This is a genomic window from Streptomyces sp. NPDC058284 (assembly GCF_042881135.1).
GTDB lineage: Bacteria > Actinomycetota > Actinomycetes > Streptomycetales > Streptomycetaceae > Streptomyces.
Genome location: NZ_JBHVYE010000002.1, coordinates 622517 through 635508 on the forward strand (window position 1 = coordinate 622517; position 12992 = coordinate 635508).

The window sequence follows — 12992 nt, forward strand, 5'->3', positions numbered from 1 at the left end:
ACGGTAGGCGGCGGCGTACCCGGCGAACCGATACGCCCAACCGACCTTCCTACGATCGAGGGATTACCCCGGAAGTGCCCCCGCGTCAGCCGGGGATATGACACAGGCCCTAAGAGCCTGTCCGGCTCTAAGGCCTCTAAGGCTGCGCCACCGCCTCCACCAGGCCCTGCACCTCCGTGCCGGGCGGCGCGAGGAGGAAGACGTTCTTGTCGACCCGGTGCATGCCGCAGCCGAGGCCCAGGACCACGCCGCTGCTGAAGTCCAGTACGCGCTTGGCGACTTCCGTCTCGGCGCCGGTCAAATCGAGCAGGACCGGGATCTGTGCCATGACGGTCTCGGCGACCTCGCGGGCGTCCGCGAAGACGTTCACCCGCATCACCACGAAACGGCGTCGCGTCTCGGTCTCCGCGTCGGGCAGCGCGCGGTGCCCCGGCCACGAAGGCCATTCGTTGCGGCTGCGCAGCGGTACGACCTGGGCGAGCCCCTCCCACTGTTCATCGGTGACGTCGTGGCGCTGACTGCTGCTCACTTGCCCACCCCGTCCTGGCTCGCACTTGTTCTCTGCACCGGCCAATTCTTAACCCAAGTCACCCGTTCAGCCCAACAGCGACACGGGCGCCGGCTCAGCGGCGGGGCAGCGTGAGGGCCGAGTGGGCAGGTCGGGCGGGCGCGGAGGGAAGGGTGGTGAGGTCGCGCAGCATGGCGTTGCGCCGCTCCAGGGCCCGTGCGGTGGTGGGAAAGAGGGTTGCCGCGCCGTTGTCGGCCAGCGCCTGGTTCATGGTGACGAACTCGCGGAGGCCTCGCTCGTAGGTGGTGAAGGCCACAGTGTGGTCCCGGTGTGCGGCAAGGGCGTTGGCGAGGACGTAGGCACCGGCCAGCGCGAGGCTCGTGCCCTGTCCGGTGAGGAACGAGGGCGCGTACGCGGCGTCGCCGACGAGCGCGACGCGGCCGCTGGACCAGCGGGGCATGCGGATCTGTCCGGCGGTGTCGAAGAACAGGTCGTCCATGTCGCGCATGGCCTCGACCATCGCGGGGACCTCCCACCCCGCTCCCGCGAAAACCTCCGCGAGCAGGTCCCGTTGGGCGGCGGGGTTCCGGAGGACGTCGAACGGCGGCCGCGGCCGGTGGAAGTTGAGGAAGGCGTGTACTTCGGCGTCGTCCCCGACCGCGTAGAGGGCCGCGGCTTTCCCCGGGACGTTCCACATCATGAGCTCGCGGGAGAGCCCGAAGGTGTTGGGCAGGGTGCAGATGGCGAAGCAGAAGCCGAGGTAGCGGTGGAACTGTGCCTCGGGGCCGAACACGGTTTCCCGCGTACGCGAGTGCATGCCGTCGGCGCCGATCACCAGGTCGAACGTACGCCGTCGTCCGCCGCGGAACGTCACGTGGACCCCTTCTCCCCCCTGGTCGAGCTGGTCGAGGGTGGCGATGGAGTCGTCGAAGAGGAACTCCACGTCGTCACGGACCAGCGCGTGGAGGATCGCGACAAGATCCCCCCGCTGCACCTCCACGTCCTGTCCCTCGGCATCACCGGTGACGACGTGCTGCGGGACCGAGGCCACGGTGCGGCCGTCGGCGTCGAGGAAGGTGCTGCGACGCGATTCGACGTGCGCGTCCCGCAGCCGCGGCAGTATCCCCATCCGCCGCACCACCTCTGTCGCGCTACCGCGGATGTCGATCGGGTAGCCACCGGCGCGCAGGACGCGGGACTTCTCCACCACGGTGACCGTGAATCCGGCACGGTGCAGCCAGTACGCGAGCGCGGGCCCGGCGATACTGGCGCCGGAGATCAGGACTGTGCGGTGTGGGGTGGTACGCACGTTCGTCGTCGACAGACCGGTGGGCTTCATGCCTGAACTCCATTCTTCGTGCTCTGCTTCCGTGTGATGCGGATGATGAGGAGTGACAGCGCGGCGACCAGGGCGGCCAGGAGGAACCCTGTGACGAAGGCCGATTCGGTCGGCTGACCCGTCGTGAGGTCGGTATCGGCGGCGAGGATCGCGCCGCCGAACTGCGCCCCGAGGGCGACGCCGACCACGCGCGTCACCACGAGCAGACCGGTGGCGATGCCGATGTCCCGCGTCCCGACGGCGGTGGAGGTGCCGGCGAGCAACGCCGTGGTGCCCGCGCCCGCGGCGAACGCGGTCAGCACCTTCGCGAGGACGAGCTGCCATGCCGCGTCGTGCAGCGACGCCAGGGCGGTCATCGTGGCCGCGGTGACGACGGCGCCCGCGATGACCACGGTCCGCGGGCCGAAGCGCCGCGCCGCGACCCCGCCGACCGAATCGCTCAGCGCCCCGGCGACGGCACCGGGCAGCAGGAACAGTCCGATGTCGGCGGTGTCGACGCCGAAGCCGTACCCGTCGGCCGATGTCGCGAACAGTTGAGGGAGCAGGATGATCACCATTCCGGAACCGGTGGTGATGACGAAGGTGAGTACGCCCGCGTGCCACATGGCGGGCTTCGCCAGCATGCGGAGATCAACCATCGGCGAAGGGGTCCGGCGCTCGACGACGACCCACCCGGTCGCCAGGGCCGCGACGACCACCGCGAGCGCGCCGACCGCGAAGGGCGGCAGACCGCCGTTCGTCACCTTGACGAGCCCGAGCATGAACGTGAGCAGCGTGGCACTCAGCAGCACCACCCCGGGCCAGTCGATCCCGTGGTCCGACACGTCCGATACATCCGACACGTCCGACGCGGCCGACGGGCCCGACAGAACCGGCGGATCATGCGGCAGCAGCCGCGTCACGAGCAGCGTCGTCGCACTGATCACGATGGTCGGCAGCGCGAACATCCAGTGCCAGGAGACGTGTTCGGCGACCGGCCCCGCCATCAGCGTCCCGACCATGCCGCCGCCCGTGAACAGCGCGACGACCAGCCCGATCACCGCCTGCGACTCGCCCGTCGGCAGGTGCTTGCGCACCAGGATGAAGGACAGCGGCAGCGCGCCCACCATGACGCCCTGCAACACCTGCCCGACCAGCAGCACCGGCAGGTTCGGTGCCAGGCTTGCCACCAGGCCACCGGCCGAGACCACGACCATCAGCCGGACCAGCACGCGTTTTCCACCGTAACGGTCGCCGAGCTTGCCCGCGACGGGCGTGATGACCGCGCCGGTGATCAGTAACGTGTTGCCGACCAGCGCTCCTTCGGCGGGGCCGACCCCCAACTCGCTCTGCAGCAGCGGGAGTGCGGGCTCCACCACTGACTGCAGGGTGCCGAGGGCGAGCGCCAGGAGGCCGAGCGCGGCTGTCGACAGCCTGCCGATGCGGACCGGCGGGACCACAGCCGGGGAGATCGCGCTTCTGGACATGGGTGTCCCTTACGTTGTCGTGGAATGGGCGGGCGTGAGCGCACGCCAAGGGAAGACCCCGCACCGGCCTGCGGATTCAGGGCCTACGGGCCTACGGGAGAGCTACGGAGGTATGGAGGTACGGGGTCGCCGGGCTACGGCAGGCGGTCTGTGTCTGCGTCGGGCGCGGCCTGGGCCAGGCCCGTCCGGTAGGCGATGACGACGAGTTGGGCCCGGTCGCGGGCCTCCAGCTTCGTCATGGCGCGCTGCACATGGGCGCGTACGGTGAAGGGGCTGAGGAACATCCGCTCGGCGATCTCCTGGTTGGACAGGCCGGTCGCGACCAGGGCGACCATCTCGCGTTCGCGCGGGGTGAGCACGGCGAGCCGTTCGGGGCGGTGCGGCGCGGCATCGTCCGGTGTGGCCAGGAAACGGGTGACCAGGGAGCGGGTCGCGGCGGGCGACAGCAGCGTGTCGCCGTCGGCGATCGTCCGTACGGCGTCCAGCAGGTCCTCGGCGCCGATGCCCTTGCCGATGAAGCCACCGGCTCCCGCGCGCAGCGCCTGGGCGACGTATTCGTCGGTCTCGTACGTGGTGAGGATCAGGATGCGGCTGGCCCGCAGTTCCGGGTCGGCGCAGATCTCCGCCGTGGCGGTGAGACCGTCCACCTCGGGCATGCGGATGTCCATGACCACCACGTCCGGACGCAACTCCCTGGTGAGCCGGACCGCCTCCCTGCCGTCGCCGGCCTCGCCGACCACGGTGATGTCGTCGGCGGAGTCGAGGAGCATCCGGAAGGCGCCGCGGAGCAGGGCCTGATCATCGGCGAGCAGCACGCGTAGGGTCACGGCGCGTTCCCGGCCTTTCCGTCGCGTGTCGGCCCGTCGTCCATCGACACGTTGCCTGTCGCCTCGTCAGACTCCGTACACAGAGCGCCAGTTGGACCGCCCACCGCTCTCGGCTCCCCGCCCCTGCCGAGCGGCACCGGCAGCTGCGCCGAGACGACGAAGCCGCCCTCCGGACGCCTGCCCGCGGAGAGCTGTCCACCCACCGCCGCGGCCCGTTCCCGCATCCCGATCAAGCCGTAGCCGGGCTGCCGGTCGGCCGCCGCGGACGTCGCCGCGCTCGCCACCGTACGGGGTGTACGAGGCGTACCGGGCGTACGGGGCGTACGGGGACTCCCTCCGTCGTCCGCTACCGTGATCGTCACGCGGTCGCGACCCCAGGTCAGGCGCACCCGGGCGCACCCGGTACCGGCGTGCTTGGTCACGTTGGTCAGGGCCTCCTGGACGATGCGGTACGCGGTGAGATCCGCGCCCGGCGGCAGCGGCCTGGCCGCGCCCTCCTGGTGCACGGTCACCTCAAGACCCGCGCGGCGGAAGGATTCGAGGAGCGTGGGCAGGCGGGACAGACCCGGCGCCGGTTCGGCGGGTGCTGCCGCGTCCCCGGTCCGGCGCAACAGGCCGACCGTGGCCCGCAGTTCGTCGAGCGCGTGGCCGGTGGTCTCGACGAGTTCCGCCAGGCTCTTGCGGGTCTGCTCGGGGCGGGTGTCGAAGAGGTGGGCGGCGACCGTGGCCTGCGCGTTGGCCAGGGTGATCTGATGGGCCACGAGATCGTGCAACTCCCGCGCGATGCGCACTCGTTCCTCGTCCACTCTGCGGCGCGCCTCGCTCTCCCGGCTCTCCTCGGCCCGCCGGGCCCGCTCCTCCACGGCCGCCAGGTAGGCCCGCCGGTTCCGCACCGAGTGTCCGAGTACCCCGGCCACCAGCGGGAACGCCGCCACTGCCCCCACCCTGCTCGCGTCCTTCCACGAGAGGGCGCCGAACAACGGGCTGGAGGCGACGAGGAGCGCCGCGGAGATGAGCAACACCGCGCCCACCGCCCGCCGTTCGGACCGAGCGGTGAGCGAGAAGGAGTAGGCGGCGATCACGGCGGGGGCCACGATGAGCGGGCTCAGCAGGAGGCCGAGGACCGGTGCGAGGACGCCGCACGCGGTCGTGACCGCCATGGCGGCCAGGGGCGCACGGCGCCGCACCGGCAGCACGGCGCTGGACACGACGGCGATGAAGTAGGCGGTGAAAGACGGCGGCGACAGTGTGTCGCCGTCTTCCTCGACGACGCCGCCGAGCAGGCAGAGCGCGAACGCCGTCGCCGTGACCACGCCCTCCCGCCACCGCGCGCCGCGGGCGCGCGGTCCACCGCCGCTCCTGTCCGTCATGGCCGCTCAGTCCCGGCCGACGGGGAGCCGCGGCGCCGCCGCGTCCGGCCCGGCCGCGGGGCTTGGGGCTCGCCCGCCCGGTCCTCGCCCGCTCAGTGCCTCACCCTCGATGTCCACGTTCGGCAGCACGCGGTCCAGAATACGGGGCAGCCACCAGGCCCTGCGGCCGAGCAGTGCCATGACCGCGGGCACGATCGCCATCCGGACCACGAAGGCGTCGAAGGCGACGGCGGCGGACAGGCCGACGCCCATCGTCTGGATGGTCGGGTTGCTCATGCCGATGAATCCGGCGAACACGCTGATCATGATGATCGCCGCCGCGGCCACCACCCGCCCGCTGTACCGGAACCCGTCGACGACGGCCTCGCCGGGTGACGCGCCGTGGGCGTAGGCCTCCCGCATGCGGCTGAGGAGGAAGACCTCGTAGTCCATGGCGAGGCCGAACACTATGCCGATGATGAGGATCGGCATCAGCGACATGACAGGGCCGGTCTGCTCGATGCCGATCAGGTCCGCCGCCCAGCCCCACTGGAAGACGGCGACGAGCACGCCGAAGGCGGCGCCGACCGACAGCAGGAAGCCGAGCGCGGCCTTGACCGGTACGAGGACCGAGCGGAAGACGACCGCCAGCAGGAGCACGGCGAGGCCGATGACCACGGTCAGGTAGGGGATGAGTGCGTCGGACATGGCTTCGGAGATGTCGATGTTCATCGCGGTGGTGCCGGTCACCAGGATGCCCGCGCCCGTGCGGGCCTCGACGCCGGAGACCGCGTCCCTGATCGCGTGCACCAGTTCCTTGGTCTCGCCGCTGTTCGGCGCGGTGCGCGGGACGGCGGTGAGGACGGCCGTGTCCTCGGTCCGGTTGAGCACCGGCTCACCGACCGACGCGACGCCGTCCACTCCTCGTACGGTCTCGACGACCCGGTCCGTGGTGGCCCGGGTCTCCCCGGACGCCGTCGCCGACGAGGTGTCCACGACCACGGTCAGCGGCCCGTTGAAGCCGGGGCCGAAGCCTTCCGACAGCAGGTCGTAGGCGCGGCGCTGGGTGGTCTGGACCGACTTGGACTCGTCTCCGGGCAGCCCGAGTTCGAGGCTCAGCGCCGGTAGGGCGAGGGCGCCGAGACCGAGTCCGGCGACCAGCAGTACGGCCACGGGGCGGCGCAGCACGAACCGCGCCCAGCGGGTGCCGAGCCCGGGGTTGCCGGGCCCGGGGTTGCCGGGTCCGGGGTTGCCGGGCCACGGCTTTCCGGCCGCGGCCGGTGTCGCGTGCGGGTGTTCGCTTCCCGGCCGGGCGGCGGCCCTGCGGGCGGTGCGGGACAGGACTCGTCGGCCGAAGAAGCCGAACAGCGCGGGGACCAGGGTCAGTGCGACGAGTACGGCGAGGGCGACGGCGCCCGCGCCGCCCATGCCCATCCTGGTGAGTTCGGGGATGCCGACGACCCCGAGGCCGACCAGGGCGATGAAGACGGTGGCGCCTGCGAAGACGACGGCGGATCCGGCCGTGCCCACCGCCCGGCCCGCGGCCTCCTCGGGGTCGATGCCCCGGGCGCGTTCGGCACGGAAGCGGGAGGTGATGAAGAGCGCGTAGTCGATGCCGACCGCGAGTCCCAGCATCAGGACCAGGATGACGACGGTGGACGTCAGGCCCAGGGGTACGGCCAGCGCGGAGACCAGACCGAAGGCGATGGCCACGCCCACGAACGCGGTCAGCAGCGACAGCCCGGCCGCGACCAGCGAGCCGAGGGCGACGACGAGGACCACCGCCGCCACCGCCACGCCGACGATCTCCGTCGTACCGCCGGGCCCCTCCTCCGCGTCCAGGGCGGAGCCGCCGGTCTCCACGGTAAGGCCCGCGTCCCTGGCCCGGTCGGCGGCGTCCTCCAGGGCGCTCTTCGTCGGTCCGGACAGGTCGGCTGCGTCCGCGGTGTAGGTGATCGTGGAGTAGGCGATGGTGCCGTCCTCGCTGACCGCGCCGCTCTTGTAGGGGTCGGTGGCCGACGCGACCTGGTCTCCTCCGTCCAGCGAGCCGAGCGTGTCCTCGACGGCCGCCCGGTTCTCCCTGGCCGTCACCCGCTGCCCGTCCGGCGCCCGGAACACCAGACGGGCCTCGGCGCCCTGGCTGTTGGTCTGCGGGAAACGCTCGTCCAGCAGGTCGAACGCCTTCTGCGACTCGGTGCCGGGCATGGAGAGGTCCTCCTCCTCGCCGGCCGGCGCCATGGCTGCGGCTGCGACGGCGAGCAGCAGGGCCCCCAGCCAGAGGCCGCCCACGAGCCTGCGCCTGCGGAAGGCCCACCGTCCGATCCGGTAAAGGGTTGTCGCCACCTGTTGATCACTCCAGACACCGCTAGGCAAGGGAAATGCGGGGGAAGTACGCGGGAATTCCGCGCCTCCCACACTTCCCTCCGGCGTCCCGCCGGGCATCGTCCCCAGCCGCCGTCCTGCCCTGGTGCGCCCGGACCAGCCGCGCACGGGTTCTGGTGCGTCGGCACTAGGGGGGGTGTGCGCGACTGGACGGCGCGTGCGCGCTACCAGCCCCTACCGGCCCGCTCCTTCCGCCCTCTCCGCCCCTTCCGCCCCGGCCACCAGTCCCGCGGGATGGTCCGGACCCAGGAAGACCACCCTGCCCGGGCCCTCCTGCGCGGGGCGGGTGATCTGGTGCCAGCCCGCCCGCCGGTAGAAGCGCACGGCGTCGGCGGCCCGCGGCGAGGTCAGCAGCCAGCAGCGGCCGTCCGGCGCCTCACCGGTCACCGCCGCGAGCAGCGCACGGCCCACGCCGAGGCCGTGCGCTGCGGGCAGCACCGCGAGTTCGTCGACCTGCAACGCTCCGGCGAGCCACTCCTCGGTGCGCCGGTCACCGAGGGCGGCGGTGACGAGCGGGTAGGAGCGCGTGTCGGGCAGCGGGTACTGCGTCGTCCACGCGGACGCGAAGCCGAGGACGCGCCGCGGCGTGTCCGGCGGGCCGCCGAGCGCGACCGCTCCCGTGAAGCCGGGGCGCCCGATGTCGGCCGCGAGGCGTTCGAGGTAGCGGTCGGCCTCGGCCGGGTCCTCGTTCCAGGGCGGTGCGCCGAACGCCTCGGCGTAGACGGAGCGCACGCCCCGCGCGTACGCGAGGAGTCCGGCGCCGGTCAGCCGGTGGACGTCGTACGAGGCGCCGGTCACGCGGCGACCCGCCCGACCGCTCCCACCACTGCGGCGGTCCCGGCCGGGTTCAGCGAAGCGAACTCCAGCGGTGCCGACGGGTCGATGGAGACGTCCAGGGGCGCGGGCTCCGCGCCCGCCCTCACCAGCAGGTCGCCGACCGCCGCGATCATCGCGCCGTTGTCGGTGCACAGGCGCGGCGGCGGGACCCGCAGCGTGACCCCGGCGGCCCGGCAGCGCTCCTCGGCGAGGGCGCGCACCCGGGAGTTGGCGGCGACGCCGCCGACCACCACCAGCGTGCCGACGCCGTGTTCGCGGCAGGCCGCGACCGCCTTGCGGGTGAGCACGTCGGCCACGGCCTCCTGGAGCGATGCCGCGCCGTCGGCGACCGGCAGGGGCCGCCCGGCATGACCCTCGGCCCAGCGTGCGGCGGCCGTCTTCAGCCCCGAGAAGGAGAAGGCGTAGGGGGTGTCGCGCGGCCCGGTCAGCGGGCGCGGGAAGGACACGGCGGCCGGGTCGCCCTCCCGCGCCGCCCGGTCGATGGCGGGCCCACCCGGGTACGGCAGCCCGAAGACCCGCGCGACCTTGTCGAAGCACTCCCCCGCGGCGTCGTCGAGGGTGTCCCCGAGGTGGACGAGCGGGTCGCGCGCCAGGTCGCGTACGAGAAGGAGCGAGGTGTGGCCGCCGGAGACGATCAGGACCATGCAGGGGTCGGGCAGCGGGCCGTGCTCCAGGGTGTCGGCGGCGACGTGCCCGGCGAGGTGGTGCACGCCGTGCAGCGGGACGTCCAGGGCGTACGCAAGGCTCTTCGCACCGGCGAGTCCGACCTGGAGGGCGCCGGAGAGGCCGGGGCCCGTGGTCACGGCGACGGCGCCGATGTCGGACATCCGCAGGCCCGCATCGTCCAGTGCCCGGCGGATCACCGGGGTGAGCGCGTGGACGTGGGCGCGGGCGGCGATCTCCGGGACGACTCCCCCGTACCGGGCGTGCTCGTCCATGCTCGACGCGACCGCGTGGCCGAGCAGCCGCCCCTCGCGGACGAGGCCCGCGCCCGTCTCGTCGCAGGACGACTCGATGCCGAGCACCACCGGAGAGCCCATCGCGAAGGTCGCCTTTCTGCCCAGGGAGCCGCGCGGAACGACCGGTCGCACGGCTTATTGCAAGTAGTTCGCAATAAGGGTACGCCGCCGGGTCACCAGTAGAGTGCGCTGCGCAGCTTTCTCCCCGAACCCCGAGGTCAGGTACCAGCGATGACCCCCGCACCCCCCGCAGGCATACCGGACCTCACCGTCGTCGGAATCGGGGCCGACGGCTGGGACGGGCTCCCGGCGGCCTCGCGCGCGGCGCTGTCCGACGCCGAGGTGCTGATCGGCGGCGCGCGCCAGCTGGACCTGCTCCCCGCCGACCGCTGCGCGGGCGAGCGCGTCGCCTGGCCCTCGCCGCTGCGGCCCGCGGTGCCCGCGCTCCTCGCCGCGCACGCCGGGCGCCGCGTCGCCGTCCTCGCCAGCGGCGACCCGATGTTCTACGGCATCGGGCGCGCCCTGACCGAGGAGGTCGGCGCCGCCGCGCTGCGCGTCCTCCCGCACCCGTCCGCCGTCTCCCTCGCGTGCGCGCGCCTCGGCTGGCCGGTGGAGGACACCGAGGTCGTCACGCTCGTCGGCCGCCCGGCCGCGCGGCTCGCCGCCGCGCTGCACGACGGGCGCCGCCTCCTCGTGCTCAGCGCGAACGCGGCCACGCCCGGCGAGGTCGCCGCGCTGCTGAGGGAGCGCGGCTTCGGACCGAGCCGACTGCGCGTACTCGAACAGCTCGGCGGGGCGGGCGAGACGGCATACGAGGGGGTCGCCGACAGCTGGTCGCACGCGCCCAGTGACGCCCTGAACGTCGTCGCGGTCGAGTGCCGCCGCTCCCCCGGCGCGCTGCGCCTCGGCGCCGTGCCGGGGCTGCCCGACGCCGCGTACGACAACGACGGGCAGCTCACCAAGCGTTACGTCCGCGCCGCCACGCTCGCCGCGCTCGCGCCCGCCCCCGGGGAACTGCTCTGGGACGTGGGCGGCGGCTCGGGGTCGATCGCCGTGGAGTGGCTGCGCACGCACCCGTCGTGCCGTGCCGTCACCGTCGAGAAGAACCCCGTGCGCGCGCAGCGGATCACCCGCAACGCCGAGCGGCTCGGCGTGCCCGCGCTGCGCGTCGTCACCGGCGCCGCGCCCGCCGCGCTCGCCGGACTGCCCACGCCGGACGCCGTGTTCATCGGCGGCGGCCTCACCGCGCCGGGACTCCTCGACGCGGGGTGGGACGCGCTGCCGCCCGGCGGGCGGCTCGTCGCCAACACCGTCACGCTGGAGTCCGAGGCGCTGCTCACCCAGTGGTACCGGCGCCACGGCGGCGAGCTGGTGCGGCTCGCGGTCGCGCAGGCCGTGCCCGTGGGCGGCTTCACCGGGTGGCGGCAGGCCATGCCGGTCACCCAATGGTCCGTCACCAAGTCTGGAGAACAAGAACGATGACCGTGTACTTCATCGGCGCGGGTCCCGGCGCCGCCGACCTGATCACGGTCCGCGGCGCGCGGCGGATCGCGGCCTGCCAGGTCTGCCTGTACGCGGGCAGCCTGGTCCCGCGCGAGCTGCTCGCCGAGTGCCCGGACGGGGCGCAGCTCGTCGACACCGCCCAGCTCAACCTGGACCAGATCACCGAGAAGCTGGTGCACGCGCACGAGCAGGGGCTCGACGTGGCGCGGCTGCACTCGGGCGACCCGTCCGTGTTCAGCGCGGTGGCCGAGCAGATGCGGCGGCTCGACGCGGCCGGAGTCCCGTACGAGGTGGTGCCGGGTGTGCCCGCGTTCGCCGCGGCGGCGGCCGCGCTGAAGCGGGAGCTGACGGTGCCGACCGTCGGCCAGACCGTCATCCTCACGCGTATCGCCCAGCGTGCGACGGCCATGCCGGAGGGCGAGGACCTGGCCACGCTCGGCCGCAGCGGGGCGCTGCTCGTCCTGCATCTGGCCGCGGGTTACGTCGACCGCGTGGTCGAGGAGCTGCTGCCGCACTACGGCGCCGACTGCCCCGTCGCCGTGGTCGCCCTGGCCAGCCGCCCCGACGAGGTGATCCTGCGGGGCGCCCTCGGCGACATCGCGGAGCAGGTGAAGGCGGCGGGGATCGTGCGGACCGCGGTCATCATGGTGGGGCGGACGCTGGGCGCCTCCCAGTTCCGGGACAGCCACCTGTACTCGGCGGGGCGGGAGCGGCACGTGTGCTGAGCGGGGCGTCCCGCAGGGATGCAGGCGGGGGCTGTTCGTCGGCTGCGGCTCGGCTGCGGCTGGGCTGCGGCTGGGCGCGCAGTTCCCCGCGCCCCTGGGCCTCCGCGCCCCTTAAGGGGCGCGGACCTCGCTGCGGCCCACCACCGTTCCCGCCCTGTCGATGCAGATGACGTCCACCGCTACGGGGGCGCCCCGCAGCACCGCGAGTGCCTCGTCCCTTGCCGTGAGCGCCACCAGGTCGCCGAGTGGCACCCCGGCCGCCGCGCACAATTGCAGCGCCGCGAGGCCGGTGTTGGCGGTCGCCACCTCGGTGGCGAGGGCGTCGGACGCCCCGCCCGCGCGGGCGAGCTCCGCGAGGAAGGACTTGTCGACCTGGGAGCGGGCCGAGTGCAGGTCGAGGTGGCCCGCCGCGAGTTTCGACAGCTTGGCGAAGCCGCCGCAGATGGTGAGGCGGTCGACGGGGTGACGGCGTACGTACTTCAGGACCGCGCCGGCGAAGTCACCCATGTCCAGGAGCGCGTCCTCCGGCAGTCCGTACTCGGCGACGACGGTCTTCTCCGACGTCGACCCCGTGCACCCGGCGACATGCGTGCGCCCGGCCGCCCGCGCCACGTCCACGCCGCGCCGGATCGAGTCGATCCACGCCGAGCAGGAGTAGGGCACGACGATGCCGGTCGTCCCGAGGATGGAGAGGCCGCCGAGGATGCCGAGGCGCGGGTTCCAGGTGGAGCGGGCGATCTCCTCGCCGTGGTCGACGGAGATCGTGATCTCGACGTCCGGCGCGACCCCGGCGCGCTCCGCGACCAGCGCCACGTGGTCCCGCATCATCTGCCGCGGCACGGGGTTGACCGCGGGCTCCCCGACATCGAGGGGCAGGCCGGGGCGGGTGACGGTGCCCACGCCGGGACCCGCCCTGAAGACGACGCCCGCACCGGCAGACAGCCGCCGCACCGTGGACCGCACCAGCGCGCCGTGCGTGACGTCCGGGTCGTCGCCCGCGTCCTTGACGACGCCCGCCATCGCGCGCTCGCCGCCGAGCTCCTCGGCGGCGAGCGCGAAGGCCGGTGTCTGGCCCATGGGCAGCGTGATGGTCCTGT

11 protein-coding genes are annotated in these 12992 nt (G+C 73.3%); 2 read left to right on the forward strand and 9 right to left on the reverse strand.

Translation table 11 applies throughout. The features are described 5' to 3' along the window. Positions 1-136: 136 nt before the first annotated feature. The 8 genes from ACFVYR_RS05915 to tsaD form a co-directional block, all read right to left on the reverse strand. Positions 137-529 carry a cell division protein SepF gene (locus tag ACFVYR_RS05915; RefSeq protein ID WP_055700564.1) on the reverse strand — a complete coding sequence of 131 codons (393 nt, stop codon included), beginning with the start codon at positions 527-529 and terminating at the stop codon, positions 137-139. A gap of 94 nt (positions 530-623) precedes the next feature. Continuing rightward, positions 624-1847, reverse strand: a complete 1224-nt coding sequence (locus tag ACFVYR_RS05920; protein WP_384261117.1) for an FAD-dependent monooxygenase — start codon at positions 1845-1847, stop codon at positions 624-626. Next, positions 1844-3313, reverse strand: a complete 1470-nt coding sequence (locus tag ACFVYR_RS05925) for an MFS transporter (RefSeq protein WP_384261120.1) — start codon at positions 3311-3313, stop codon at positions 1844-1846. The genes ACFVYR_RS05920 and ACFVYR_RS05925 overlap by 4 nt, the downstream gene beginning before the upstream one ends. Before the next feature lie 134 nt (positions 3314-3447). Next, complete coding sequence (locus ACFVYR_RS05930) at positions 3448-4140, reverse strand: response regulator (protein ID WP_384261123.1); 693 nt, start codon at positions 4138-4140, stop codon at positions 3448-3450. Next, positions 4137-5510 carry a sensor histidine kinase gene (locus ACFVYR_RS05935; protein WP_384261126.1) on the reverse strand — a complete coding sequence of 458 codons (1374 nt, stop codon included), beginning with the start codon at positions 5508-5510 and terminating at the stop codon, positions 4137-4139. The genes ACFVYR_RS05930 and ACFVYR_RS05935 overlap by 4 nt, the downstream gene beginning before the upstream one ends. 6 nt (positions 5511-5516) lie before the next feature. Beyond that, the gene (locus ACFVYR_RS05940; RefSeq protein WP_384261128.1) at positions 5517-7832 is read right to left on the reverse strand and encodes an MMPL family transporter; all 2316 of its coding nucleotides are present in this window, start codon (positions 7830-7832) and stop codon (positions 5517-5519) included. A gap of 213 nt (positions 7833-8045) precedes the next feature. Then, on the reverse strand, positions 8046-8669 hold the full coding sequence (locus ACFVYR_RS05945) for a GNAT family N-acetyltransferase (RefSeq protein WP_384261130.1): 624 nt from the start codon (positions 8667-8669) through the stop codon (positions 8046-8048). Next, complete coding sequence (gene tsaD, locus ACFVYR_RS05950) at positions 8666-9748, reverse strand: tRNA (adenosine(37)-N6)-threonylcarbamoyltransferase complex transferase subunit TsaD (RefSeq protein WP_384261133.1); 1083 nt, start codon at positions 9746-9748, stop codon at positions 8666-8668. Before tsaD ends, ACFVYR_RS05945 begins: the two co-directional genes overlap by 4 nt. Positions 9749-9898: 150 nt before the next feature. On the opposite strand from tsaD, the gene cbiE reads away from it, so the two are divergent. Continuing rightward, positions 9899-11149 carry a precorrin-6y C5,15-methyltransferase (decarboxylating) subunit CbiE gene (gene cbiE / locus ACFVYR_RS05955; protein WP_384261135.1) on the forward strand — a complete coding sequence of 417 codons (1251 nt, stop codon included), beginning with the start codon at positions 9899-9901 and terminating at the stop codon, positions 11147-11149. Further along, on the forward strand, positions 11146-11895 hold the full coding sequence (cobM, locus tag ACFVYR_RS05960) for a precorrin-4 C(11)-methyltransferase (RefSeq protein ID WP_384261138.1): 750 nt from the start codon (positions 11146-11148) through the stop codon (positions 11893-11895). Before cbiE ends, cobM begins: the two co-directional genes overlap by 4 nt. Before the next feature lie 111 nt (positions 11896-12006). On the opposite strand, the gene ACFVYR_RS05965 is transcribed toward cobM, so the two are convergent. After that, on the reverse strand, positions 12007-12992 hold a 986-nt coding region (locus ACFVYR_RS05965), incomplete at its 5' end, for a cobalt-precorrin-5B (C(1))-methyltransferase (RefSeq protein WP_389611340.1).